We start from the raw sequence: 25,360 nt of genomic DNA on the forward strand, positions 1-25,360 counted from the left end.
ATCGGCGGGCCTACTCCCACTGCACGTTCGCGGCGAACAGATAGCCGGCGCCGTACACGGTCTTGATGATGGCCGGCTCGTGCGGATCCCGTTCGATCTTCCTGCGCAGGCGCGAGATGCGCACGTCGATGCTGCGGTCGGTCGGCAGCAGGTCGCGCGCGCCCATGAGCTGTTCGCGCGTGAGGATCTGGTGCGGACGCTCGACGAAGCAGCGCAGGACCTGGGTCTCTGCGGTGCCCAGCAGATGCTCGCTGCCGTCGGGCGCGCGCAGCACGTTGGCGGCGCAGTCGATGCGCCAGCCCAGGAACGACGCATAGCGCCGCTGCCCCGTGGCCTGGCCCGGCGCCAGCCTGCGCCGGCGCAGGATGCTGCGCACCCGCGCCACCAGCTCGCGCGCCTCGAAGGGCTTGGTGACGTAGTCGTCGCCACCGAGCTCGAGCCCCATCACGCGGTCGGCCGGATGACCGCGGCCGGTGAGGATCAGCACGCCGGCGTTCGATGCCGCGGTGATGCGCCGCATGAGGTCGATGCCGTCCATGTCGGGCAGGCCGAGGTCGACGATGCAGAGGTCGGGCTTCTCGACCTGCAGCCGCCGCAGCACGCTGGCGCCGGTCGGGAAGCCTTCGCAGTTGAAGCCGAACTCGCCGAGCGTGGCGAGCACCAGCCGGGCCACGGCCGGGTCGTCCTCGATCACGAAGATCAGCGAGGGCGGGTGCGCCTCCTCGCCCGCCGCGCGGTGGGTGACGCCGGTGGTGCTCATGCTTCGCCCTCCTCGATCGCCTGCGCCAGCTGGGCGGTGTCGAAAGGCTTGGTCAGCATCGGGAAGTCGGCCTGCAGCGACAGGTCTCCCGGCGCATAGCCGCTCATGAGCACCACCGACCGGGCGCGGCCGCCATCGCGCGCCGCCCGCGCCACGGCACGGCCATCGACGCCGCCCGCCATCACGACGTCGGACAGCAGCAGTGCGATGTCCGGCGTGTGTTCGAGCAGGTTCAGCGCGCCGCTGCCGTCGTCGGCCTCGAGCACCGAGTAGCCCAGTTCGAGCAGGCTGCGCCGGATCACCCGCCGCACCTGCGCATCGTCGTCCACCAGCAGCGCCAGCCCCCTGGACACGGCCTGGGTCCCGGCGGCCTGGCCGCCGGCATCGTCGATGCCGTCGTCCGGCGCCGGGTCGGCCGCGGGCAGCCACAGCGACACCGTGGTTCCGCAGCCGGGCGCGCTGCGCACGTCGATCGCGCCGCCCGACTGCTTGATGAAGCCGTAGACCACCGCCATGCCGAGCCCGGTGCCGCGGCCCGGACGCTTGGTGGTGAAGAAGGGCTCGAACAGGTGCGCGAGGGTGTCGGCGTCCATGCCGGCGCCGTCGTCCTCGACCTCGATGCATACGCAGTCGCCCGCCGACAGCTGCAGCGGCGTGGCCACCGCGGCGTCGATGCGCGCGCGGCGCGCCCGCAGCACGATGCGGCCTTCGGCACCGGTGGCGTCGCGGGCATTGAGCACCAGGTTGAGCATCGCCTGCTCGAGCAGCGTGGCGTCGATCCAGGTCCACAGGTCCGGCGCGCCGACCTCGATGTCGAGCCGCAGGGTCTCGGGCAGCGAGCGCCGCACCAGCCGCGCCACGGTGTCGAGCAGCGCCCCCACATGCACCGCCGCGGCCTGCAGCGGCTGGCGCCGCGCGAAGCTCAGCAGGCCGCGCACCAGGCTGGCACCGCGCCGCGCCGCCTCGAGGGCGGGCTGCACATACTCGACCAGCGCCGGATCGGCGGGACGGGCCTGCTCCAGCGCCGCGAGGTTGCCGATGACCACCGTCAGGATGTTGTTGAAGTCGTGCGCCAGGCCGCCGGTCAGGTGGCCCAGCGACTCCAGCTTCTGGGCCCGCGCCAGCAGCGCCTGCGAACGGCGCTGCTCCGTGATGTCGAAGGTCAGCTCGAAGCAGCCGACCACGGCGCCCTCGGCGCTGCGCTGCGGAACCAGCGAGGTGCGCACCCACAGGCGCCGGGCATCGCTGGTCTGGAGCTCGTACTCGAGGCTCTGCGAATCGCCGGCCAGTGCGCGCAGCACCTGCGGCTTGACCCGGGCATAGACCGCATCGCCGAGGAAGGCCCTGGCGCTGACGGATTCGGGCCGGCTGGTGTCGACCCGGAACCAGTCGTGGTACCCGCGGTTGAGGTACCGGTAGACGCGCCGGTGGTCGAAGTAGGCCACCAGTGCGGGGATCGAATCCATGATCAGCCGCACCCGCTCTTCGCTGCCCTGCAGTTCGGCAGTGCGCGCCGCCACCCGGCTTTCGAGCTCGGCGTTGTGGCGGCGGATGATCTCCTCGGCGCGGCGCTGCTCGGTGATGTCGGAGTAGAGCGTGACGAAGCCATGGCCCGGCACCGGCTCGCCATGGATGCGCAGCACCCGGCCGTCGGGCCGCACCCGCTCGATCTCGTGCGGCGCGAAGTGGCGCGCCGCCGCCACGCGTTCGGCCACCAGCCGGTCGGGGTCGCCCGGGCCGTATTCGCCGCGCCGGGCGTTGAAGCCGATGAAGCTCTCGAACGGCGCGCCCAGGTAGGCCATGTCGTCGGTGAAGCCGAGCAGGCGGACGTAGGCCCGGTTCCATGCCACCAGCCGCAGGTCGGCATCGAAGATCGACAGGCCCTGGTCCAGCAGGTCGAGCCCGGTCTGCAGCGTCAGGTAGCGCTCCAAGGGGGCCGGCGCAGGCGCCGGCGTGCGGCTCACCGCAGCCTCCCGCAGAGCTTGCAAACATTCGTCATCTTTGAATGTGTCTCCTGCAACGTTCGTCGGACATCCTGTGGCCCTCATTGTTGACCACCCCGACGGAGACGAACATGACACGCGTCAACCCGCACCCGAATCAGGAGCCCGCCATGGACCCGACCGCTTCCCCCTCCGTGCCCGCCACGATGTACCAGCCCTCCGAGGCCACCGTGGGCCGCGCCCGGATCGCGGGCCGCGCCGCCTACGACCGGCTGGTCGCCGAGGCCGAGGCCGATCCCGGCGCCTACTGGGGCCGGCTGGCGCGCGAACTGCTCGCCTGGAAGCAGCCCTTCACGCAGGCGCTCGATGCGCGACGGGCGCCCTTCTTCGAATGGTTCGCCGACGGCACGCTCAACGCGTCGTACAACTGCCTGGACCGTCAGGTCGAGAACGGCCTGGGCGAGAAGACCGCGATCATCTTCGAGGCCGACGACGGCGCCGTCACGCGCATCAGCTACCAGGACCTGCTGGCGCGCGTCTGCCGCGCCGCCAACGTGCTGAAGTCGCTGGGCGTCGGCCGCGGCGACCGGGTCGTGATCTACATGGCGATGTCGATCGACGGCGTGGTCGCGATGCAGGCCTGCGCGCGCATCGGCGCCATCCATTCGGTGGTCTTCGGCGGCTTCTCGGCGCAGTCCCTGCGCGACCGCATCGCCGACACCGGCGCCGTGATGGTGCTCACCGCCGACCAGCAGGTGCGCGGCGGCAAGCAGCTGCCGCTGAAGGCGATCGTCGACGAGGCGCTCGGCCTCGGCGGCTGCGACAGCGTGCGCCATGTGCTGGTGACGCGGCGCACCGGCGGGGCGGTGCCCTTCCAGGCGCCGCGCGACCTGTGGATGGCCGATCTCGCGGCGGCCCAGGAGCCGGTCTGCAAACCCGAATGGGTCGATGCCGAGCACCCGCTGTTCCTGCTCTACACCTCGGGCTCCACCGGCAAGCCCAAGGGCGTGCAGCACGCCACCGGCGGCTACCTGCTGCACGCGGCCCTGACCTGCCAATGGACCTTCGACCTCGGGCCCGACGACGTCTTCTGGTGCACCGCCGACATCGGCTGGGTCACCGGCCATACCTACATCGCCTACGGACCGCTGGCGATCGGCGCGACCCAGGTGGTGTTCGAGGGCGTACCCACCTACCCGGACGCCGGCCGCTTCTGGAAGATGATCCAGGACCACAAGGTCAGCGTGTTCTATACCGCGCCGACCGCGATCCGCTCGCTGATCAAGATGGCCGAGGGCAACGACGCGGTGCACCCGCGCAACTACGACCTGGCGAGCCTGCGCATCCTCGGATCGGTCGGCGAACCAATCAACCCGGCGGCCTGGGAGTGGTACCACCGCCATGTGGGCGGCGGCCGCTGCCCGGTGCTCGACACCTTCTGGCAGACCGAGACCGGCGGCCACATGATCACGCCGCTGCCGGGTGTCACGCCGCTGGTGCCGGGCTCTTGCACCTTGCCCTTCCCGGGCATCGACGCCGCCGTGGTGGACGAGGCCGGCAACGAGCTGCCCTGGGGCCAGGGCGGCATCCTGGTCGTTCGCAAGCCCTGGCCCTCGATGATCCGCACGATCTGGGGCGACCCGGAGCGCTTCAAGGCCAGCTACTACCCGGAGGAATTCCAGGGCCGCTACTACCTGGCCGGGGACGGCGCCATGCGCGACAAGACGACCGGCTACTTCACGATCACCGGGCGCATCGACGACGTGCTGAACGTCAGCGGCCACCGCATGGGCACGATGGAGATCGAGTCGGCGCTGGTGGCGATGACCGACCTGGTGGCCGAGGCCGCGGTGGTCGGCAGGCCCGACGACACCACGGGCGAGGCGGTCTGCGCCTTCGTGGTGCTGAAGCGGCCGCTGCCCAGCGGCGACGAGGCGCGGCGCATCGCCGAGCAGCTGCGCAACTGGGTCGGCAAGGAGATCGGCCCGATCGCCAAGCCGCGCGACATCCGCTTCGGCGACAACCTGCCGAAGACCCGCAGCGGCAAGATCATGCGCCGGTTGCTGCGCACGCTGGCCAAGGGCGAGGTGGTGACGCAGGACGTCAGCACGCTCGAGAACCCGGCTGTTCTCGAGCAGCTGGGCCAGCCCTACTGAAGGGCCTCAGCGCTGCGGCAGGTACATCGTGCCCTCGACCTCCACCAGCACCTCGTCCCCGGGCAGGAAGCGCGACACCTCGACCACCGTGCTGACCGGCGGCTGGCCCGGGTAGAACAGGCCGCGCACGCGGTTGTAGGGCGCGTAGTCGGGCAGGCGGCGGAAGTACTGCACCAGCTTCACCACGTCGTCCATCGTGCCGCCGTGCTCGGCCGCGATCTGGCGGATGCGCTCGAGCACGAACCAGCTCTGGGCCACGATCGGCGCCTCGAAGACGTCGACCGACATCTGGCCGGTGGCGTAGCCCAGCGTGCGCAAGGCGGCGCGCGCCGCGTCGGGGATGTCGTCGTAGCCGGCCACCGCGCGCCGGGTCGACGGATCGACCGCGACCACGCCGCTCATGAAGACGAAATCGCCGACCCGTTTCGCGGCCGCGTAGTTGGCCATCGGCTTGCCCATGCTCATCGTTCGTTCTCCAGGGTGCGGCCGGCGCGGATGACGGTGCGCCGTCGGCCGCGCGGGTCCAGCAGTTCGTATTCGTCGGTCGCGGCCAGCAGCACCAGGTCGGCCGGGCTGCCCGGGGCGATGCGTCCGTCCCAGGCCAGGCCCAGCGCGCGCGCCGGGCTCACGGTGATGGCGTCGAGCCAGTCGGCGGCCGGCGCCAGGTGCGCCATCTGCACGCCGAGCCCGAAGGTCTCGACCAGGTCGTAGCCGCCGTAGGGATAGAAGGCGTCCTGCACGTTGTCGGTGGCAAGGCTCGGCCGCAGCCCCTCTGCCGCCGCTTCGCGCAGCCGCGTGATGCCGCGCTGCACCGGCGTGCGGTCCCAGGCGCCCTGCAGGTAGAGGTTGGTGCTCGGCAGGGCGATCAGGTGGATGCCGGCCTGCGCGCACAGCGCCAGCGTGTCGCGCGCAGCGGCGTCGTCCTGCACCGACAGCGAGCAGGCATGGCCGCAGCTGACGCGCCCCTGCAGGCCGCGCGCCAGCGTGAGCTGGGCGATGGTGCGCAGCCCGGTGGCGTCGGCGTCGAGCCCCTCGTCGACATGGAAGTCCAGCGCCAGGCCGTGCTCCTGCGCCTGATCGAACACCCGTCCGAGCTTGTGGGCGATGCCGTCGTTGCGATAGACGAAGGCGCCGAGCACGCCCCCGGCGCGTCGCACCGACCGCGCGATGCGCTCGCCGGCATCGCCCTCGGCGAACAGGTCGAGCGGCGTCAGCGCCACGAACTGCAGCTCGACGCGCCCGCGCCATTCGTCGCGCAACTGCTCGAACACCGCCAGCGAGACCGGCGCCTCGGCGCCGCCCCAGTCGAGGTGGCTGCGCAGCGCGCGCGTGCCGGCCAGCCAGGCCTCGGTGACGGCGCGCTGCATGCGCGGTCGCAGCGATTCGGCGGTCCAGGCCGCGCGGTGCGCCGCCATGCGCTCGATCGCCGCGAACAGGTTGCCCTCGGCCGCTCCGGCCTCGCGCACCGTGTAGTTCTTGTCGATATGGGCATGGGCATCGACCAGCGCGCTGAGCAAGGTGCCGCGTGCCGGCCGCGGGCTCGGGGCGATGGTCTCGATCCGGTCGCCGGCCAGCGTCACATCGAACACCTCGGCGCCGCCCGCCGCGAAGCCCCGCAGGCGCGGCGGGATGCGGACTGACTCCAGCCTCATGCGCGTGAGGTGCGTGGCAAGGCACGCAGCCAGCCGAGCCCGGCCGAGGTGCCGTCGGCAACCGCGCCGCGCCGCGGCCGGTACTCGCAGCCGACCCAGCCCTGCCAGCCGCATTCGGCCGACACCTCGTCGATGACGTCGAACAGGTAGGGATGGTTGAGCTCGCCGATGTCGGGCTCGTTGCGGTCGGGCACGCCGGCGATCTGGAAGTGGCCGACGCGGCCGGTCGGCAGGTACTTGCGGATCTTCATGGCCACGTCGCCCTCGACGATCTGGCAGTGGTAGAGGTCCATCTGCACCTGCAGGTTGAGCGCGCCGACCGCCTCGACGATCTCGTGCGCGTGATCCTGGCGGTTCAGGAAGAAGCGCGGGATGTCGCGCGTGTTGATCGGCTCGATCAGCAGGTCGCGACCGGCCTTGGCCGCTTCCACCGCGGCCCATCGCAGGTTCTCGAGGTAGGTCGGCTGCACCGTCTCGCGTTCCACGCCTTCGGGCACCAGGCCGGCCATGACGTGGATGCGCGGGCAGTCGAGCGCCGCCGCGTAGTCGATCGCCTTCAGGATGCCCTCGCGGAACTCGGCTTCGCGTCCGGGCAGGCAGGCCAGGCCGCGCTCACCGCGCTCCCAGTTCCCCGGCGGGCCATTGAACAGCACCTGCTTGAGCCCGTTGGCCGACAGGCGCGACGCGAGTTCGCGCTGCTCGTGCGCATAGGGGAAGAGGTACTCGACGGCGCCGAAGCCGTCCCTGGCTGCGGCCTCGAAGCGGTCGAGAAAGTCGAGCTCCGGATAGAGCATGGAGAGGTTGGCGGCGAAGCGGGGCATGGTTCGATGATAGGCAAGTCAGGCGGACTCGCCGCCGCGCGGCAGCTCGATGCCCGGGAAGATCTTGATCACGGCGCTGTCGTCCTCCTTCGCGAAGCCGGCGGTCGACGCCTGCATGAACATCTGGTGCGCGGTCGACGCCAGCGGCAGTGGAAACTTGCTGGCCCGCGCGGTGTCGAGCACCAGGCCGAGGTCCTTGACGAAGATGTCGACCGCCGACAGCGGCGTGTAGTCGCCGGCCAGCACATGCGCCATGCGGTTCTCGAACATCCAGCTGTTGCCCGCGCTGTGGGTGATGACCTCGTACAGCGCCTCGGCCGCCACGCCTTCGCGCAGGCCCAGCGCCATCGCCTCGGCGGCCGCCGCGATGTGCACGCCGGCCAGCAGCTGGTTGATGATCTTGACCTTGCTGCCCGCGCCGGCACGGTCGCCGAGCCGGTAGACCTTGCCGGCCATGGCGTCGAGCACCGCATCGGCGCGCGCATAGGCCTCGGGCCGGGCCGAGCTCATCATGGTCATCTGGCCGCTCGCGGCCTTGGCGGCACCGCCCGAGATCGGCGCGTCGATGTAGAGGATGCCCAGCGCGGCCAGCCGCTCCTCGAGCGCGATCGACCAGTTCGGGTCGACGGTGGAGCACATCACGAAGACGCTGCCGGGCTTCATCGCGGCGGCGGCGCCGTTCTCGCCGAACAGCACGTCCTCGGTCTGGGCGGCGTTGACCACGACCGAGATCACGACCTCCGAGCGGTGCGCGACCTGCGCCGGCGTGGCCCAGGCGACGCCGCCTGCTTCGGCGAAGCGCACCGCGGCGCCGGGGCGCGCGTCGCAGACGTGCATCTCGTAGCCGCGGTCCCGCAGCGTGGCCGCAATGCCCGCGCCCATGGCGCCCAGGCCGATGAGTCCTGCTTTGTTCATGAGGTGTCCTGGAAGGGTTCGCGCTTCGCGCGCGCCCATCATAGGGCCCTCAGCGCGATCCGAGCAGATGCCGCGCCGCGCGCACGATGCTCTCTGCATCGACGCCGAAGAAGTTGCGCAACGCGGCGCGCGTGTCGCTGCGGCCGAAGCCGTCGGTGCCGAGCGTGAGGAAGCGCCGGCCCTCCGGCAGGAAGGCGCGGACGCTCTCGGGCACGCTGCGCACGTAGTCGGTGGCGGCGATGATCGGCCCGCCGCCGGCGCCAAGCTGCCGCGCAATGAACGGCGTGCCCGGCTCGGCCTCGCCCGCCAGTGCCCGCGCCTCGCAGGCACGGCCGTCGCGGGCCAGCTCGCTCCAGCTCGTGACGCTGAAGACCTCGGCAGTGATGCCCTCTTCGGCCAGCATCTGCGCCGCCTTGACGACCTCGGTCAGGATCGCGCCGGAACCGAGCAGCGTGACCTTCGCCTCGGCGGATGCCGGCTGCGCGCCCTTCCAGCCGTCGAAGCGATAGCAGCCGCGCAGCACATCGGCCTCGGCGCCCGCCGGCAGGTCGGGCTGCGCGTAGTTCTCGTTCATCAGCGTGACGTAGTAGAAGACGTCCTTCTGCTCGACCGTCATCTCGCGGATGCCGGCGTCGACGATCACCGCCATCTCGCCCGCGAAGGCCGGGTCGTAGGCCTTGCAGTTCGGGATCGTCGCGGCAATGAGGTGGCTCGATCCGTCCTGGTGCTGCAGCCCTTCGCCGCCGAGCGTGGTGCGGCCCGAGGTGGCGCCCAGCAGGAAGCCGCGCGGCCGCTGGTCGGCGGCGGCCCAGATCTGGTCGCCCACGCGCTGGAAGCCGAACATCGAGTAGTAGATGTAGAAGGGCAGCATCGCCAGGCCGTGCACGCTGTAGCTGGTGGCCGCGGCGGTCCAGCTGGCGATGGCGCCGGCTTCGCTGATGCCTTCCTCGAGGATCTGGCCGTCGGTCGCCTCGCGGTACGAGAGCACCGAGCCGATGTCCTCGGGTGCATAGCGCTGGCCCACGCTCGAATAGATGCCGACCTGCTTGAACAGATTGGCCATGCCGAAGGTGCGCGCCTCGTCGGCCACGATCGGCACCACGCGCGGGCCGAGCGCCTGGTCCTTCATGAGATTGCCCAGCATGCGCACGAAGGCCATCGTGGTGCTCATCTCCTTGCCGGCGGGGCTGACCGCGAACTGCGCATAGGCACCGATGTCGGGCTTGGCGACCACCTCGCAGCCGGTCTCGCGGCGCGGCATGCTGCCGCCGAGCGCGGCCCGCCTGGCCAGCAGGTAGCGCATCTCGGCGCTGTCCTCGGCCGGCTTGTAGAAGGCCGCGGTGGTGGCCTGCTCGTCGGTCAGCGGCAGCTTGAAGCGGTCGCGGAAAGCGAGCAGGTCGGTGTCGTCGAACTTCTTCTGCGAGTGCGTGGTCATCTTGCCCTGCCCCGCGCTGCCCATGCCGTAGCCCTTCTTGGTGTGGGCCAGGATCACGGTCGGCCGGCCACGGTGAGCCGCCGCCGCGGCATAGGCGGCGTGGATCTTCACCAGGTCGTGGCCGCCGCGCTTCAGGTGGTCGATCTGCTCGTCGGTCATGCCTTCGGCGAGCCGGGCCAGCTGCTCGTCCTGGCCGAAGAAGGTGTCGCGGTTGTAGCGGCCGTCCTTGGCGGCGAAGGTCTGCATCTGGCCGTCGACCGTGTTGGCGAAGGCGCGCACCAGCGCACCCGTGAGGTCGCGCGCGAACAGGCCGTCCCAGTCGCTGCCCCAGACCAGCTTGATGACGTTCCAGCCGGCGCCCGCGAACAGCTTCTCGAGCTCGTCGATGATGCGGCCGTTGCCGCGCACCGGGCCGTCCAGGCGCTGCAGGTTGCAGTTGACCACCCACACCAGGTTGTCGAGCTTCTCGCGCGCGGCGAGGGTCAGCGCGCTCATCGATTCGGGCTCGTCCATCTCGCCGTCGCCGAACACGCCCCAGACCTTGCGCCCCTCGCAGTTCAGGAGGTTGCGGTGCGTGAGATAGCGCATGAAGCGCGCGTGGTAGATCGAGCTGATCGGCCCGATGCCCATCGAGCCGGTCGGGAACTGCCAGAAGTCCGGCATCAGGTACGGGTGCGGGTAGCTGCTGAGGCCGCGGGCGCCCTTGCCTTCGGTGAAGGCGGGCGCCGTGAGCTCCTGCCGGTAGTGGGTCAGGTCGTCTTCGCCGAGCCGGCCTTCGAGGAAGGCGCGCGCATACACGCCCGGCGCGCTGTGCGGCTGGAAGAAGACGAGATCGCCGCGGTGGGCGTCCGTGCGCGCATGGAAGAAGTGGTTGAAGCCGGTCTCGAACAGGTCGGCCGCGCTGGCATAGCTCGCGATATGGCCGCCGAGCTCGCCGTAGGCCTGGTTGGCGCGCACCACCATCGCGAGCGCGTTCCAGCGCATCAGCGAGGCCAGGCGCTCCTCCATCGCGAGGTCGCCGGGGAAGGCCGGCTGGGCCTCGACGGCGATCGTGTTGACGTACGGGGTCGACAGCTCGGGCTCCCAGCCGATGCGCTGGGCCCGCGCCAGCCGCGCGAGTTCGTCGAGCATCCAGCGCGCGCGCTCGGGACCGTGCGCCTCGGCCAGCGCGACGAAGGCGGCTCGCCACTCGGCGGTTTCGACGGGATCGGGGTCGTGCAGGGGCATATCGATCAGGGCGCGCAGCTGGTCGGGAGAAATCGGGGCGTTCATGGCCGCAATTTAGGCCGGGAGGCCTGAAATGAGGTGCTGTTTCAGGGCCTTCGACACCATTGCAGTGGCATAGAATTCTGCATTTTCGTCATTCGACGGCACTTCATGCAACTCGACGCGATCGACCTGCGCATCCTCGACGAACTCCAGCGCGACGGCGCCTTGTCCAACGTGGAGCTGGCGCGCCGCATCCACCTGTCGCCCTCGCCCTGCCTGGCGCGGGTGAAGGCGCTCGAGGCCGGCGGCGTCATCCAGCGCTACGTGGCGCTGGTCAACGCCGGAGCGCTGGGCCTGGGCCTCAACGTCTTCATCTCGATCAGCCTGAAGACGCAGAGCAAGCAGTCGCTGGCCGACTTCGAGCAACGCATCGCGGAGCATGACGAGGTGATGGAGTGCTATCTGATGACCGGCGACAGCGACTACCTGATCCGGGTCGCGGTGGCCGACATCGCGGCGCTCGAGCGCTTCATCCTCGAGCAGCTGACGCCGATCGCCGGCATCGAGAAGATCCGCTCCAGCTTCGCACTCAAGCAGGTGCGCTACAAGACCGCGCTGCCGCTGCCAGGAGCGCCGGAAGCCGTTCGCGCTCACTGATAATCCGGTCTCGTGCAGGCCGGTGCGCCAGCAAGGACGTCGGCTCTGTGGACATTTCTTTCGATCTCGTGTTCGGCTCGCTGACGCTGCTCGTCGCCGGCGCCGCCCTGCTCATCGCACCGCGCGAGCGACGGCTCGAATTCCTGCTTCACATCACGATCGTCACGACGCTGACCATCTTCGTGGTGAAGATGAACTGACCGCAGCGCGGAGACGCTACTTCGGCCAGAGGGCCCACAAGCGCAGCGGCTGGTTCACGCGCGCCGCCACCCGCCCCGCCTCCGCGCCGGTGCCCGCGAAGTAGTCGGCGCGCACCGCGCCGACGATCGCGCTGCCGGTGTCCTGCGCGATCACCAGGCGGGCCAGCGGCAGGGTCGGCCCCGGCGATGCGAGCCAGACCGGGGTGCCGTAGGGGATGCTGTCGCGGTCGACCGCGATCGAGCGCCCGGCCGTCAGCGGCACGCCCTGCGCCCCCACTGGACCCGACGCGGCATCGACCTCGTTCAGCGCCTCCTCGCGGAAGAACACGTAGCGCGGATTGCTCCACAGCAGCTGCGACACCCGCTGCGGGTTCTGCGCCACCCACATCTTGGTGTCGTCGGGCCACAGGCTGACCTTGGTCGCGCCCTGGCTCACCAGCCATTGCTGCACGCTGCGATAGGGCTGTTCGTTGGTGGCCGCGAAGGCCACGCGCACGGTTCGCTGCGAGCCGTCGGGCTCGGTGATGCGCAGCCGCCCCGAACCCTGGATGTGCAGCATCAGCACGTCGATCGGATCGGCCATCCAGGCGATCTCGCGGCCGCGCAGCGCGGCCTGGGCCTGCGGCAGCGTGTCGATCTCCTGGCGCGTGTACCAGGGCCGCTTGGCGACCAGGCCGGCGGGCACCTGGTAGAGCGGCACGGTATGGGTCGCGGTCGGGCGGCGGGAGGCGTCGAAGACCGGCTCGTAGTAGCTCGTGAGCTTGCCTTCGGTCGGCCCCACCAGCGGCTCGATGCGGAACGGCTGCAGCCGCTGCATCATCCATTCGCGCTGCTGGTCGGGCTCGGCCAGCGCGAGCTGGCGGACCTCGCGGCACAGCGGCGCGATGACGGCATTCGGCCGCGCGCAGTTGGCGACCATCGCCACCCAGCCCTCATGCAGCGCGTCCTCGTTGAAGCCCGGCAGTTCGGACCACGCCACCGGTGTCCAGCGGCTCTTGGGATGAGTCAGCGATCCGGTCAGGGGACCGAGATCGCGCGAGGGAGCCGGAGCCGGCGTCGCTGCCGGAAAATCGGGCTGTCGTGTGCTGACGCTGCAACCGGCGAGCGTTGCTACGATCGCGAGTCCCACCAGCCACCGGAGTCCTTTGTTCATGGGTCTGATTTTGCTTGAAGCCCTGGCGGCCGGAATCGTGCTGGTGCTGATCGTCTGGTGGACCATGTTCTCGGGCCGCAAGGGCGGCGAGCTCGACGACACGCGAGACAGCGACGGGCCTTCCAAGGGCGACTGATCCGAGGTAGTCCCGGGCCGCGTCGGGCTGTCGGCCGGCGCATTACAAGCTATGAAAACAATAGCGTCACAGCGATACTGGACGCCGCTTCCAAGCGAGCACCATGCCGTGAAGCGTTACATGCCGACACCGGCTTGACGGCGAATTGTCAAGTTTCGCTCGGGATAATGGTTCTCTTCGATTTGGATCACAAGAAGGGACCGACATGAAAAAATTCGTACTCGCCAGCTGCGCCGCAGCGCTCGTTCTCACCGGTTGCGCCGGCACCGGATTGACCGACACGCAACGCAACACCGGTGTCGGGGCCGGGGTGGGCGCGCTCGCCGGCGCGGCGATCGGCTCGGCGACCGGCGGCCGTGCGGGCACCGGCGCCGCGGTGGGTGCGCTCGCCGGCGCGGCGGGTGGCTACCTGTGGTCGCAGCGCATGGAAAACCAGAAGCGCCAGATGGAAGCCGCCACCAAGGGCACCGGCGTGGCCGTGACCCAGACCGCCAACAACGAGCTCAAGCTCGCGATCCCGAGCGACATCTCCTTCGACGTCGGCCGCTCGGCGATCAAGCCGAACTTCTCGCCGGTGCTCGACCAGTTCGCGAGCGGCCTGCGCAACAACCCGAATGCCGACGTGCGCATCATCGGCCACACCGACAGCACCGGCACCGACGCGATCAACAACCCGCTGTCGATCGAGCGTGCCGCCAGCACGCGCGACTACCTGGTGGCGCGCGGCGTACCGGCCGGCTCGATCCGCACCGAAGGCCGCGGCTCGCGCGAGCCGATCGCCGACAACAACACCGATGCCGGCCGGGCGCAGAACCGCCGCGTCGAGATCTACGTCGGCGAACGCCCGCAGGGCTGAGGCCCTAGACCCCTCGCAACAGGTTGGCCAGCTCCACGGCCGACTTGACCTCCATCTTCTCGAACACGCGCGCACGGTGGACCTCCACCGTGCGCACGCTGATCGCCAGCTGATCGGCGATCAGCTTGTTCGGCAGTCCCTCGACCACGCAGCGCATCACGTCGCGCTCGCGCTCGGTCAGCTCGTCGATGCGGCGCTTGAGCAGTTGGCGCGTGCGCCGGGCCTCGATGGCGCGCAACGAGGCGCCGAGCGCATGCTCGATGCGATCGACCAGGGCGTTGTCCGAAAAGGGCTTCTCGCAGAAGTCGAAGGCGCCGCGCTTGACCGCATCGACCGCAGTCGGCACATCGGCATGGCCGGTGAGGAAGATCACCGGCATGGTGTCGAGCAGGCCGCGTTCGGCCAGCCGGTCGAACAGCACCAGCCCGCTGGTGCCGGGCATGCGGACGTCGAGCAGCAGGCAATGCGGATGGTCGGTCAGCGGCTGTTCGGCCAGGCGGGCCTCGAAAGCCTCGGCGCTGGGGAAATGCTCGCTCACCAGCCGCCTCGAACGCAGCAGCCAGGCCAGCGCCTCGCGCACGCTGGCGTCGTCGTCGACGATGAAGATCAGTGAATCGATCAGGGGTTGCATGAGGTGAGAGTCAGCTGGCGGTCGCCAGGGTAAAACGAAAGATGGTGCCGCGCGGCCGCTGCGGCTCGTGCATCAGCACGCCGCCGTGCTGCTCGACCACCGTGCGGCACAGGCTCAAGCCCAGGCCCATGCCGTCGGGGCGGGTCGTGAAAAAGGGCGTGAAGAGGCGCGACGCCACTTCGTCGCTGATGCCGCAGCCCACGTCGGCGACCGAGAACTCGAGCCAGCGGCGCGCATCGGGGCCCGGGCTGCCGCTGGCGCGCACCACCCGCAGCCGCAGCACGCGCTCGCTCAGCTCGGGCATGTCCATCGCCTGCATGCCGTTGCGCGCCAGGTTCAACAGCACCTGCTCGACCAGGGTGCGGTCGCAGACCACGGCCGGCAGGTGATCCTCGAACGCAAGCTCGACGCGCACGCCCAGCTTGCGCGCCTGCAGCCGCACCAGCGGCAGCACCGCGTCGACCAGCGCCTGCGGCGTCACCGACTCGCGCGTGCGGTCGCGACGGCGCACGAAGTCGTGCACGCTGCGGATCACCTGGCCGGCACGATCGGCCTGCTCGGCGATGCGGCGCACCGCCATCGCGACCTCCTGGTGCTCGCCGGCCTGCGGTGCGCCGTCAGCGCTAAGCAGGTTGAGCGAACCGCTGGCGTAGCTGGCGATCGCCGCCAGCGGCTGCGTCAGTTCATGGCTCAGCAGCGAGGCCATCTCGCCGACGGTGGCCAGCCGCGCGCTGGCCTGCAGCCGCTCCTGGCTGGCACGCGAGAGCTCCTCGATGCGGCGCTGCTCGCTGATGTCGATGAAGGCGCTCATCCAGCCGGTCTGCGAACCCTGGGCGTTGATCAGCGGTGCCTCGAAGATCAGCACCGGGAAACGGCTGCCGTCCTTGCGCATGAAGACCGACTCGAAGCCTTCGCGCGGCGGCGTCGCGCCGGCCAGGCGGACCGCCTGCCGGCGCTGGTACTCGTGCGCCAGCTCGGTCGGCCAGTAGGGCACCTCCACATCGCTGTGCATCAGCTCCTCGGCGCTGAAGCCCACCATCTCGCAGAAGGCCGGGTTGACATAGGTGATGCGGCCCTGCAGGTCGCGCGCGCGCAGGCCCGTGATGACCGAGTCTTCCATCGCCTTGCGGAAGGCCAGCGCATCGGCAAGGTCGCGCTCGGCCCGCAGGCGCCGCCGCGTATCGCGCGCCAGCAGCACCAGCACCGACACCAGCGCGATCGAGATCGCAGTGACCAGCGCGGTCAGCATGTTGGGGAATAGGTCGGGCACGGCGCGCCAGCCGTCGATGCGCAGCATCAGGGTCACGCCCGGCAGGTCGATCAGCTGCTGCGAGGTGAACACCCGCGTGCCGATGCGCCGCGGCGCTCCGATCGCCACCAGCCGGGTTCCGTCGGCCTCGGTGAAGGCGACTTCCTGGCCGCGGCTGAGCATCGGCGCCAGCAGCTCCGTGAGCGTGTCGCGCAGCGAGTAGGCGGCCACCAGGTAGCCACCGCCTTCGACCGGCACGCACAGTTCGAGCACTTCGAGGCCGCTGCCCTGCAGCGCGGCCACGTAGTGGCTCGGCGAGTAGGCCGGCGCACCCAGCTTGCGGGCGGTCGAGCAGGCCAGCTCGACGTCCATCTGGTCGGGGCCGCGCTCGTTGTCGCTGAACACCCGCCGGCGATAGGGCGAGTCGACCGCGGCGAGCGGACGCAGCGCCGGGTCGCGCCATTCGAGGCGCAGCCACTCGCGATGGTCCCGCAGCAGGCCCGCGGCCCGGGTCTCCCACTGCTCGCGGTCGGCGCCGCCGGCCAGCGAGGCACGCAGCGTCTGCACGTTGCGCTGCAGGCCGTCGCGCAAGTCGGACACCGCATCGGCCGTGTCGCGGTCCAGCACGGTCTGGGTCTGCTCGACCTCGTGCCGGCCGGCCAGCCAGACCACCGTGACCAGCAGCGCCAGCACCAGGATCGCCAGCAGCACCCAGAGGAACCAGCGCCGCCAGACCGAGCGCAGGAATCGCAGCCGCGCGAACGCAGGACGCAGGACGCGGGCGACGGGCAATGCAGGCGTGGACACCGGCTTCAGATCACGCTGTGGGCCAGCGCGGGCAGCTGTGCGCGCGCAGCCTCGAGCCGGGCGGCGTCGATGTCGAACATGACCACGGCCTCGCCCTCGGCCTCTTGCGCCGCGATCGAACCCCAGGGATCGACCACCATCGACTGGCCCCAGGTCTGGCGGCCGTTCTCGTGGGTGCCGCCCTGCGCCGGCGCGACCACCCAGGCGAGGTTCTCGATGGCCCGCGCGCGCAGCAGCACCTCCCAGTGGGCGGCGCCGGTGGTGCGCGTGAAGGCGCTGGGCACGAGCAGCAGCTCGGCGCCCTGGCGGGACAGCGCGCGATAGAGCTCCGGGAAGCGCAGGTCGTAGCAGACGCTCATGCCGATGCGCCAGGCGTGGCCGTCGCGCGAGGGCAGGTCGAAGCACACCGGCTGCGTGCCGGGCGCGATCACGCGGCTCTCGTCGTAGCGCTCGCGGCCGTTGTCGAAGGAAAACAGGTGGATCTTGTCGTAGCGCGCGACGCGGGCACCGTCCGGCCCGTAGACCAGCGAGCTGTTGAACACGTGCTGGTCGTCGTCGGTCTCGATCGGCAGCGTGCCGCCGACGATCCAGAGGCCGAACTCGCGTGCCGCGTCGGCCAGGAAGCTCTGCACCGTGCCGGCGCCGGCGGTCTCGCGCAGCGCCAGCTTGTCGGTGTCGCGCCGTCCCATCATGCAGAAGTACTCGGGCAGCACCGCGAGCTCGGCGCCCGCCTCCGCCGCCTCGGCCAACAGGTCGTGGGCGCGCGCCAGGTTGGCCTCGCGGGCGATGGCCGACACCATCTGGATGGCTGCGACTTTCATGGCGTCTCCTGTTTGCCTGTTCTCAACGAGGGACCGTCGGCTCGGCCGGCGCACCCAGGGCCGCCGGCGACGAACGCCGCGGCACACGGGTGATCTTGGGGTCGGTCCAGGTGCCGTCGATCTGGAACTCCTGCGTGGCGGCGGCGATCAGCGGCCGGCTGAGCACCATCTGTGCCAGGAAGGTGCCGAGTCCGATCGCCGGGTTGATCGCGGTCGCCACCAGCGCCGCGGTGCCGGCGCTGATCTCGGGCACCACCACCACGCGGATGCTCTGGGTCTCGCGCGCGATGTCGGCCGAGCCATCCATCAGCACGGCGGCGTTGACGCCCTTCATCTGGAGATTGTTGGTGGAGGCCACGCCGCTGACGATCTTGGCGTCGCCGCGCAGGAAATCGAAGGCGAAGCCGGCACTGAAGACGTCGCGGAAGTCGAGCGTGAGGCGCCGCGGCAGGGCCTGCAGGCTCAGCACGCCGAGCAGCTTGGCGATGCCCGGGTCGGCCTTCAGGAACTGCCCCGATTCGACGTCGATCTTCAGCTGGCCGCCGAGGCTGGGGTAGTCGATCGAGAACGGGGAGCCGGTCCAGCTCACCTCGCCCTCGAGCCGGCCGCGGCCGCGCCGCACCACGTCCTTCATGCCGAAGCGGTTCAGCAGCGCCCCGGCATCCGCGATGTCGAGCTTGAAGTCCATGGCGGTGCGGCGCTGCTCGCGTGCGCCGCCGGCGCCGGACGGCGGCGCCGACCAGCTGCCCTGGGCATTGAAGGTGGCATCCGGGTTGCTGAGCGCGAGCTTGTTCAGCATCCAGTCGCGCCCGGCCCCGCCGCGGTTCACGGCGTCGATCTCCGCCCGCCCGAGCCGGCGACCGAAGAGTTCGAAATCGTCGACCACGATGTCGAGTGCCGGCAGGGTGCTCGGCTGCTCGTCGAGCAGCGACTCGACCGCGGTGGCTTCGCTGCGGGCGATCTTGAGCCGGGCCAGGCGCGCGTAGAGGCGCCCGGCCTGGGCATGGCGGTACTCGGCATAGCCGCTGAGCTCGACCGCATCGACGTTGGCGCGCCAGAGCTGGCCGTCGCGCGTGCCGCCGAGCACCACGTCGTGCAGCGTGCGGCCGCCGAACGCGAGCTCCTGCGCCCGCAGCGCGATCACCGTCGGCAGGTAGGCCAGCGCGTCGTCGGCGTTCTCGACATTCGCCACCGCCTCGGGCGCCTTGCCGGTGGCGGCGCTGAACAGCGACTGCCAGGCGCCCAGGTCGAGCCGTGCGAAGCGCATGTTGGCGAACACGCCGCGCTCGGGCGGCGGCGCGCTTTCGCCCGGCTCCAGCCCGATGCCGATGGCGCCGCGCAGCACGCGCGCCTCGCGGCCCGAGATGTCGCGCACGTAGCTGGCCGATCCGACCTTGCCGAGTTCGAGCGAGATCTGGTCGTGCACCAGCGGTGCGGCACCGGCCGCGCGGGCCTCGCGCAGCACCACCTTCTTCTCGACCCGCAGCGGCATCGCGTCCTCGGCCGCCTTGGCCATCGGCGCCGGCAATTGAAGTCCCAGGCCCTGCAGGCTGCTGGTCAGCAGGAACTCGGACGCGCCGTCATTCACCGAGAAGTTGGCCGAATAAGGCGTGCTGCCGCTCGCGTTCTTCGTCAGCCGGGCCAGCCAGTCGACCTCTTGGGCCGCGCGCAGCCCCTCGGCGGTCGCGGTGCCCTGGACGCGGATGTCCAGCGCCTGCTTGCCGACGAAGCGGCCGCTGCCGTCGATGCGCATCGCGCCGCCGAGCCCGCGGGCCTGCACGCCGGCCAGCGAGAACCCGCTCTCGGTGAAGTTCAGCGTGCCGCGCGCCTGGGTCAGGGCTGGCGCAGAGGCCGCGAGCTGCAGCTCGTTGTCGGCCAGCACGATGCTGGCCTGTACCTTGGTCTTGTCCATCGCCTCCAGCGGCAGCTCGAGGCGCAGCTTGTAGTCGGCGTTGCCGGTGGCGCGCATCTCCGCCAGGGTGCCGCCGACTTCGCCGGCGAGCGGCCCGCCGGCGCGCAGCAGTTCGCCGAGCGGGCCCCGGGCCTGCGCATCGACCTTGAGCAGCGGCGCATGGTGCGACATGTCGGCGATCTGGGCCTCGGCCCGGGTGACTTCGATCCCCTGGGCGCCGGCGATGCGGCCGCGGGCATTGCGCACCACCATGCCGGCGCGCTCGAACACCAGCTCGCCCGACAGGCCGGTGAGGGCCGGCCAGTGGGCGGTCGAACCCGGCATCGGCGGCGCGTAGGCATAGCTGACGTCGGCGACCTTCGCGGCGATGCGGAAGTCGCCGTGCTTCGGGTCCATGAAGGGCATGTCCCAGAGGTCGCCCCGGACCTTGAAATCGACCGAGCTGGCCGTGCCCTTGGTGATCGCGTCGCGCACGTAGTCGCGCGTGTGCTTCGGAATGTGCAGTGGCAGGTAGCGCCAGACGCGGGTTCCGTCGGCCCGCGTCAGCCGGCCCTGCAGGTCGAGCACGCCCGGATAGCGATCGGCGCCGCGCGAGGCCGCCGGGTCGCTGGTGCGCCAGCTGGCCTGGGCCTCGCCCTCGGCGTCGACGTTCGCGAAGCGCAGGTTCGACACCTGCATCTGCATCGCGCCGCGATCGACCTTCCATTGCAGCTGGGTCGACAGCCGTTCGAGCGGCACCACCGGGTCCTCGAACACGCCGGGCAGGTCGAGCGCGCCGTTGGCGATCGTCAGGCTGGCACTGCCGCCAGCTTGGCTGGCATCGAAGTCGACCGTGGCGCCGCGCACGCCGGGCCGGCCGGCCGGCTCGTGCGGCGTCGGCGCGGTCGTGCCGGCAGGCACTGGCGCCGCCGCGACCGCCTCGCCAGGTTGCGAGGCCACGCTGAACGCGCTCACGCGCCCCTTGGCTTGGTAGCTGGTGGGCTCGCCGGCCGCACCCTGCCAACTGGCCTCGATGCGCTCGACCAGGCCACGCGGCCGGTAGGCCTCGATCTGCTTGCGGATCGTGTCGCCCAGCGGCAGGCGGTCGGCGATCAGCGCCAGCGCCCCGAGATCGAGCCGGTCGGCACGCAGGGCGCTGCGCTCGGCGGTCCGGCCCTTGGCGTCCGTGCGCTGGAACCACAGGTTGCCGCCGGGCCAGCGCAAGTTGTCGGCGGTATCGAACTGCAGCCGGCTGGTGGCGAACTCCAGCAAGCCGTCGCCGCGCTTGCCGCTCAGGCGTCCGGTCACGTCGCGCAGCACCAGCGGCTCGAGCGCCTTGCCGAGCGAGGCATCGATGCGGGTCAGCGCCAGGTCGGCCGCGCCGCCCGTGAACTCGCCGTCGTTGACGTCGGCCCAGATGCGCAGGCCGCCCGAGGCTTCCCGGATCCGGGCATCGAGGTCGACATGGCGGCCCAGGCGCGTCATATCCATATAGGGCAGGTCGGCATAGATCTGGCCGTCCCAGGTGCGCCAGTTGCCGCTGCGCACCGACAGCAGCGGCTGGCGGAACTGGCCGCGCAGCGTGAAGCGCTCGCCCCAGCCGGCGGGCGGCGTGGCGTCCAGGCGCATCGCGTGGCGCCGGGAGCCGTTGCGGGCCACGAACTGGACGTCGGTCAGCAGCAGCGGCGCCGTCTTGCGCTGCTCGTCGGTCCAGCGCACGGTGCCGCCCTGCACCACCACCTCGCGCTGGGCGAAGAACCAGTCGGCGCCGTCGCCGCCGCCGCTGGTGTCGTTCGACATGTCGAGCCCGGCGATATGGAGCTTGCCGAGCGCGTCGCGCCGCACCTCGACCTGGGGCCGCTCGATGTAGAGCTGCTCGAAACTGAGGTTCCAGAGCGAGCGCGGCGACACGCTCGCCACCACCCGCTCGAGCCGCAGCGCCGCCTGGCTGCGCTCGTCCATGAGCACCACGTCGCGCACTTCGACAGTCGGAAAGAGGCTTCCCGAACGGGCGGCGATCGCGCCGATGCGAACGGGTACGCCGATGGCGCGTGAGGCCTGCGCCTCGAGCGCGCCACGGTAGTCGCCGATTCGCGGCACAATCCAGAAATGTAGGACAGCGACTGACAGCGCAAGCAGGAGCCATGCACCGATCAGCAAACCCAACAACCAGCGCGCCGTCGCAGCGGTGATCTTGAGCAGACGTGAAGGGGAAGACGTCGTGTCGTTCATTGAGGATCGCGCTGTGTCAGGAATTATGACCGCCAGCTCCCAGCCGGGTTCCACCGGCGCCGAAGCCGCCGCGCATCGGTCGCCATCATCATCCGAATCACCGCCGTTGTCGGACTCTTCGCGTTTCGTTCAGCGATTGCGCCGACGCTACGCGGGCGAGCTCTCGCTGCTGCCGCCGGGCGAGCCGCGGCGCACCCACATGACGGAGGCCTACCGCGCGCTGCGCGAGCGCGGCGATCCCGCCGCCGACGCGCTGCGCATCGTGCGCCAGCTGGTCATGGAGCGGCTGGTCACCCTGGACTGCGACCGGCAGGCCCCGCTGGCGGTGGTGACGACCGCAGTCACCGAGCTGGCCGAGTTCGCGCTCGACGTCGCCTGCCGCGAAGCCTGCGCCGAGCTCGACGAGGCGCACGGGGAGCCGCTCGCGGCCGATGGCCGGCGCGCGCAGCTGTGGGTGGTCGGCATGGGCAAGCTCGGCGCCCGCGAACTCAACGTGTCGAGCGACATCGACCTGATCTACCTCTACGACCACGACGGCGAGACCGGCGGCAACGCCGAGGGCCGTTCGCGGCTGGCCAATCAGGAGTACTTCGCCCGCGCGGTCAAGCGGATCTACGCGCTGGTCGGGGACACCACGGAGCACGGCTTCGTGTTCCGGGTCGACCTGGCCTTGCGTCCCAACGGCAATTCCGGGCCCAGCGTGGTCTCTCTCGACGCCCTGGAAGAGTATTTCCAGGTCCAGGGCCGCGAATGGGAGCGTTTCGCCTGGCTCAAGAGCCGGGTCGTCGCACCCGCGGCGGTGGTGGCGGACGGCTCGGCGCAGGCGCTGCGCGGTGTCGTGCTGCCCTTCGTCTTCCGGCGCTACCTCGACTACAGCGTGTTCGATTCGCTGCGCACGCTGCACCGCCAGATCCGCGAGCAGGCGGCGCGGCGCAGCGCCGGCCGGCCCGAGCGCGCCAACGACGTCAAGCTGTCGCGCGGCGGCATCCGCGAAATCGAGTTCACGGTGCAGCTGCTGCAAGTGGTGCGCGGCGGCCAGTTCCCTGAACTGCGCACCCGGCCCACTCTCGACGCGCTGCAGCGCCTGGCGCGCGCCGGCCTGATGCCGCAGGATACGGCCGATGCGCTGGCTGCGGCCTACGAGTTCCTGCGCCGGGTCGAGCACCGCATCCAGTACCTGGACGACCAGCAGACCCATGTGCTGCCGGTCAACGACGACGACCTGCGCTGGATCGCGCAGACCCTCGGCTATCCCGACTGCTGCGCCTTCCTGGCCCAGCTCGACACCCACCGCGAATTCGTCGCCCAGGAGTTCGACACCCTGCTGGGCGGCAAGAAGCCGTGCTCCGGCTGCAAGGGCGGAGCGCAGGCCGCTTCCCCGGTCGATCTGGCCGACCTGATCGAATCGCTGCCCGAGGCCTTCGCCGAGCGCATCAAGGCCTGGGCCGAGAACCCGCGGGTGCTGGCGCTGCGCGACGACACCCGGGCCCGCCTGCGCCAGCTGGTGCAGCGCACCGGCCAGTGGCTGCGCGAGCCCGACAGCGACGCCCAGGGCAAGATCAGCCGCCATGTCGACGCCGCGCTGCGCTGGGCCGACTGGATCGAGCCTCTGCTGCGCCGCGACAGCTACATCGCGCTGCTGGTCGAGCGTCCCGCGGTGCAGGAGCGGCTGCTGCGCCTGCTCGGTTCGGCCAAGTGGCCGGCGCGCTACCTGATGCAGCATCCCGGCGTGATCGACGAACTGGCCAGCAGCGCCATGCTGTCGGGGCGCTTCGTCGCGGCCGACTTCGAGCGCGAACTCGAAGACCGCCACCGTTCGCTGACGCAGACCGGCGAGGCCGACGAGGAGCGCCTGCTGAACCTGCTGCGCCACGCCCACCATGCCGAGCTGTTCCGCACCCTGGCGCGCGACGTCGACGGCCGCATCACGGTCGAGCAGGTGGCCGACGACCTGAGCGCGCTGGCCGATGCGGTGCTGCGCGTCACGTCGCGCTGGTGCTGGCCGCAGGTGCGCAATCCGCACCGCGAGCAGCCGCGCTTCGCGATCATCGGCTACGGCAAGCTCGGAGGGAAGGAGCTGGGCTACGGCAGCGACCTCGACATCGTGTTCGTCTACGACGACGAGGACGAGCGTGCCGGCGAGGTCTACGCGGCCTATGTGCGCAAGCTGATCAACTGGCTCACGGTCAAGACCCGCGAGGGCGACCTCTTCGAGATCGACACCGCGCTGCGCCCGAATGGCAACTCGGGCATGCTGACCACCAGCTTCGAGGCCTACGAGAAGTACCAGCTCGGCCGCGGCAGCAACACCGCCTGGACCTGGGAGCACCAGGCCATGACCCGCGCGCGCTTCGTGCTCGGTGCGCCGGCGCTCGCCGAGCGCTTCGACCGCGTGCGCGAGGCGGTCATCACGGCACCGCGCGACCGCGAGGCCCTCAAGGCCGAAATCGTCGCGATGCGCGAGAAGGTGCGCACCGCGCGCCCGGTCAAGGCCGAGCGCTTCGATGTCAAGCACAGCCCGGGCGGCATGGTCGATGCCGAATTCGCGGTGCAGTTCCTGGTGCTGTCGGAATCCAAGGCGCATCCCGAACTGGTGCCCAATGTGGGCAACATCGCGCTGCTGCAGCGGGCGGAGGCCGCCGGCCTGCTGCCGGCAGGCGTCGGCCAGGCGGCCGCATCCGCCTACCGGGAGCTGCGGCGCGTGCAGCACCGGGCCCGCCTCAACGAGGAACCGACCCAGGTGCCGATGAGCGCGCTGGTGGCCGAGCGCGAAGCCATGCTGGCCTTGTGGAGGGCCGTGTTTGGCTGAACCTGGCCCCCACGTCGTGGCGTCGCGGATCGCCGTCTGGATTTCGGCTGCGGCGCTGGTCCTCGTCGCCGGCTGCGCGAGCGGACCGCGCGGCGGGCGCGACGGCGCCGCCGCCAATCCGCCCTCCGGCCTCGGCCAGGTGCCCGACGCCGAACCCCGCGTGGAGGCGATCCGCAGCAGCGGCGGCACCAGCAAGCCCTACGTGGTGCTCGGCCGGTCGTACACGCCCATCGTCGACGACCGGCCGTTTCGCGAAAGCGGCCTTGCGTCCTGGTACGGCACCAAGTTCCACGCCCAGTCGACCGCCAGCGGCGAGCCCTACGACATGTACGCCATGACGGCAGCGCACAAGACGCTGCCGCTGCCCAGCTACGTGCGGGTGCGCAATCCGGCCAACGGACGCGAGGTGATCGTGCGCGTGAACGACCGCGGTCCGTTCCACGAAGACCGGGTGATCGACCTGAGCTACACCGCCGCGCTCAAGCTCGACCTGCTGCGCGGCGTCGCACCGGTGGAGATCGAGCGCCTCACCAACGAGGACATCCGCACCGGGGCCTGGCGGCGCGGCGATGCGCCGGCGGTGGCGCAGCGCACGCAGCCGCCGGTCGCCGGCGCCGCGGAGCCGGTCGCCGTGCCATCGACGATGACCACGCCGGTGGTCGCCAGTTCCCGCTTCGACGCCATGGAGATCAGCGCGCTGCCGCCGATGGCTCCGCTGGCGCTGCCGCCCGCCGCACCGGCGCCGGAAGCCGCGCCGCGCGCGTCAGGCAGCGCCGGCCCGGGGCCGGGCTACTGGGTGCAGCTGGGCGCCTTCAGCCAGCGCGACGGCGCGCAGCGCTTCCAGCAGCAGGTCGTGCGCGACATGCCGCTGCTGACCGGCACGCTCAACGTCTTCAGCGAAAACGGCACGCACCGCCTGCAGTCGGGGCCCTTCGCATCGCGTGAACTCGCGCGCGACACCGCCGAGCAGATCCGCAACGGATTGCAGCTGGCCCCGGTGATCGTCGAGCGGAGATAGAGGCGGCCG

General features: G+C 70.8%; 19 protein-coding genes. 7 read left to right on the forward strand and 12 right to left on the reverse strand.

Annotated elements, in window-relative coordinates; all coding sequences use genetic code 11:
* Positions 1 to 10 precede the first annotated feature (10 nt).
* Positions 11 to 760, reverse strand: coding sequence for a response regulator transcription factor (locus QTI45_RS20130; RefSeq protein ID WP_286655641.1), 750 nt, complete (start codon positions 758 to 760; stop codon positions 11 to 13).
* Positions 757 to 2,724: a hybrid sensor histidine kinase/response regulator gene (locus tag QTI45_RS20135; protein WP_286655642.1), complete on the reverse strand. Its 1,968-nt coding sequence runs from the start codon at positions 2,722 to 2,724 to the stop codon at positions 757 to 759. Before QTI45_RS20135 ends, QTI45_RS20130 begins: the two co-directional genes overlap by 4 nt.
* Before the next feature lie 149 nt (positions 2,725 to 2,873).
* Between QTI45_RS20135 and acs the strand changes: the two genes are divergently transcribed.
* Entirely contained in the window at positions 2,874 to 4,859 is a 1,986-nt protein-coding gene (gene acs / locus QTI45_RS20140; protein WP_444813299.1) for an acetate--CoA ligase, read from the forward strand.
* Between the two features lie 6 nt (positions 4,860 to 4,865).
* On the opposite strand, the gene QTI45_RS20145 is transcribed toward acs, so the two are convergent.
* The 5 genes from QTI45_RS20145 to mdeB are packed head-to-tail and all read right to left on the reverse strand — an operon-like array spanning position 4,866 to position 10,954.
* On the reverse strand, positions 4,866 to 5,324 hold the full coding sequence (locus QTI45_RS20145; RefSeq protein WP_286371765.1) for a RidA family protein: 459 nt from the start codon (positions 5,322 to 5,324) through the stop codon (positions 4,866 to 4,868).
* The gene (locus QTI45_RS20150) at positions 5,321 to 6,511 is read right to left on the reverse strand and encodes an amidohydrolase family protein (protein WP_286655643.1); all 1,191 of its coding nucleotides are present in this window, start codon (positions 6,509 to 6,511) and stop codon (positions 5,321 to 5,323) included. Before QTI45_RS20150 ends, QTI45_RS20145 begins: the two co-directional genes overlap by 4 nt.
* Positions 6,508 to 7,332 (reverse strand): 2-oxo-tetronate isomerase, encoded by an 825-nt coding sequence (gene otnI, locus QTI45_RS20155; RefSeq protein ID WP_286371767.1) that lies wholly within the window; start codon positions 7,330 to 7,332, stop codon positions 6,508 to 6,510. The genes QTI45_RS20150 and otnI overlap by 4 nt, the downstream gene beginning before the upstream one ends.
* 18 nt (positions 7,333 to 7,350) lie before the next feature.
* Positions 7,351 to 8,247, reverse strand: coding sequence for an L-threonate dehydrogenase (ltnD, locus tag QTI45_RS20160; protein ID WP_286655644.1), 897 nt, complete (start codon positions 8,245 to 8,247; stop codon positions 7,351 to 7,353).
* Between the two features lie 49 nt (positions 8,248 to 8,296).
* The gene (gene mdeB, locus QTI45_RS20165; protein ID WP_286655645.1) at positions 8,297 to 10,954 is read right to left on the reverse strand and encodes an alpha-ketoglutarate dehydrogenase; all 2,658 of its coding nucleotides are present in this window, start codon (positions 10,952 to 10,954) and stop codon (positions 8,297 to 8,299) included.
* 105 nt (positions 10,955 to 11,059) lie between these two features.
* Between mdeB and QTI45_RS20170 the strand changes: the two genes are divergently transcribed.
* Together QTI45_RS20170 and QTI45_RS20175 are read left to right on the forward strand one after the other, a co-directional pair.
* Positions 11,060 to 11,548, forward strand: coding sequence for an Lrp/AsnC family transcriptional regulator (locus tag QTI45_RS20170; protein ID WP_286371770.1), 489 nt, complete (start codon positions 11,060 to 11,062; stop codon positions 11,546 to 11,548).
* Positions 11,549 to 11,595: 47 nt separating this feature from the next.
* A complete protein-coding gene (locus tag QTI45_RS20175) occupies positions 11,596 to 11,748 on the forward strand; it encodes a hypothetical protein (protein WP_286371771.1) in 153 nt (50 codons plus the stop codon).
* A gap of 16 nt (positions 11,749 to 11,764) precedes the next feature.
* On the opposite strand, the gene mltA is transcribed toward QTI45_RS20175, so the two are convergent.
* Entirely contained in the window at positions 11,765 to 12,901 is a 1,137-nt protein-coding gene (mltA, locus tag QTI45_RS20180) for a murein transglycosylase A (RefSeq protein ID WP_286655646.1), read from the reverse strand.
* Between mltA and QTI45_RS20185 the strand changes: the two genes are divergently transcribed.
* Together QTI45_RS20185 and QTI45_RS20190 are read left to right on the forward strand one after the other, a co-directional pair.
* A complete protein-coding gene (locus tag QTI45_RS20185; protein WP_286655647.1) occupies positions 12,900 to 13,037 on the forward strand; it encodes a hypothetical protein in 138 nt (45 codons plus the stop codon). The genes mltA and QTI45_RS20185 overlap by 2 nt on opposite strands.
* Positions 13,038 to 13,242: 205 nt before the next feature.
* The gene (locus QTI45_RS20190; RefSeq protein ID WP_286371774.1) at positions 13,243 to 13,893 is read left to right on the forward strand and encodes a YiaD family glycine zipper/OmpA-like lipoprotein; all 651 of its coding nucleotides are present in this window, start codon (positions 13,243 to 13,245) and stop codon (positions 13,891 to 13,893) included.
* A 4-nt stretch (positions 13,894 to 13,897) separates the two neighbouring features.
* Here the strand turns inward: QTI45_RS20190 and QTI45_RS20195 are convergent, their stop codons facing one another.
* The 4 genes from QTI45_RS20195 to QTI45_RS20210 are packed head-to-tail and all read right to left on the reverse strand — an operon-like array spanning position 13,898 to position 21,524.
* Positions 13,898 to 14,524 (reverse strand): response regulator transcription factor, encoded by a 627-nt coding sequence (locus tag QTI45_RS20195; protein WP_286371775.1) that lies wholly within the window; start codon positions 14,522 to 14,524, stop codon positions 13,898 to 13,900.
* A gap of 10 nt (positions 14,525 to 14,534) precedes the next feature.
* Positions 14,535 to 16,580: a two-component system sensor histidine kinase NtrB gene (locus tag QTI45_RS20200; RefSeq protein WP_286371776.1), complete on the reverse strand. Its 2,046-nt coding sequence runs from the start codon at positions 16,578 to 16,580 to the stop codon at positions 14,535 to 14,537.
* A 5-nt stretch (positions 16,581 to 16,585) separates the two neighbouring features.
* Positions 16,586 to 17,401, reverse strand: a complete 816-nt coding sequence (locus QTI45_RS20205; RefSeq protein ID WP_286371777.1) for a carbon-nitrogen hydrolase family protein — start codon at positions 17,399 to 17,401, stop codon at positions 16,586 to 16,588.
* 22 nt (positions 17,402 to 17,423) lie between these two features.
* Positions 17,424 to 21,524 carry a YhdP family protein gene (locus tag QTI45_RS20210; protein ID WP_286655648.1) on the reverse strand — a complete coding sequence of 1,367 codons (4,101 nt, stop codon included), beginning with the start codon at positions 21,522 to 21,524 and terminating at the stop codon, positions 17,424 to 17,426.
* A 25-nt stretch (positions 21,525 to 21,549) separates the two neighbouring features.
* Between QTI45_RS20210 and glnE the strand changes: the two genes are divergently transcribed.
* Together glnE and QTI45_RS20220 are read left to right on the forward strand one after the other, a co-directional pair.
* Positions 21,550 to 24,333, forward strand: a complete 2,784-nt coding sequence (gene glnE, locus QTI45_RS20215) for a bifunctional [glutamate--ammonia ligase]-adenylyl-L-tyrosine phosphorylase/[glutamate--ammonia-ligase] adenylyltransferase (RefSeq protein WP_286655649.1) — start codon at positions 21,550 to 21,552, stop codon at positions 24,331 to 24,333.
* Positions 24,326 to 25,351 carry a septal ring lytic transglycosylase RlpA family protein gene (locus tag QTI45_RS20220; protein WP_444813296.1) on the forward strand — a complete coding sequence of 342 codons (1,026 nt, stop codon included), beginning with the start codon at positions 24,326 to 24,328 and terminating at the stop codon, positions 25,349 to 25,351. The genes glnE and QTI45_RS20220 overlap by 8 nt, the downstream gene beginning before the upstream one ends.
* Positions 25,352 to 25,360: the final 9 nt, after the last annotated feature.

The organism is Variovorax saccharolyticus, from assembly GCF_030316765.1.
Lineage (GTDB): Bacteria > Pseudomonadota > Gammaproteobacteria > Burkholderiales > Burkholderiaceae_C > Variovorax > Variovorax saccharolyticus.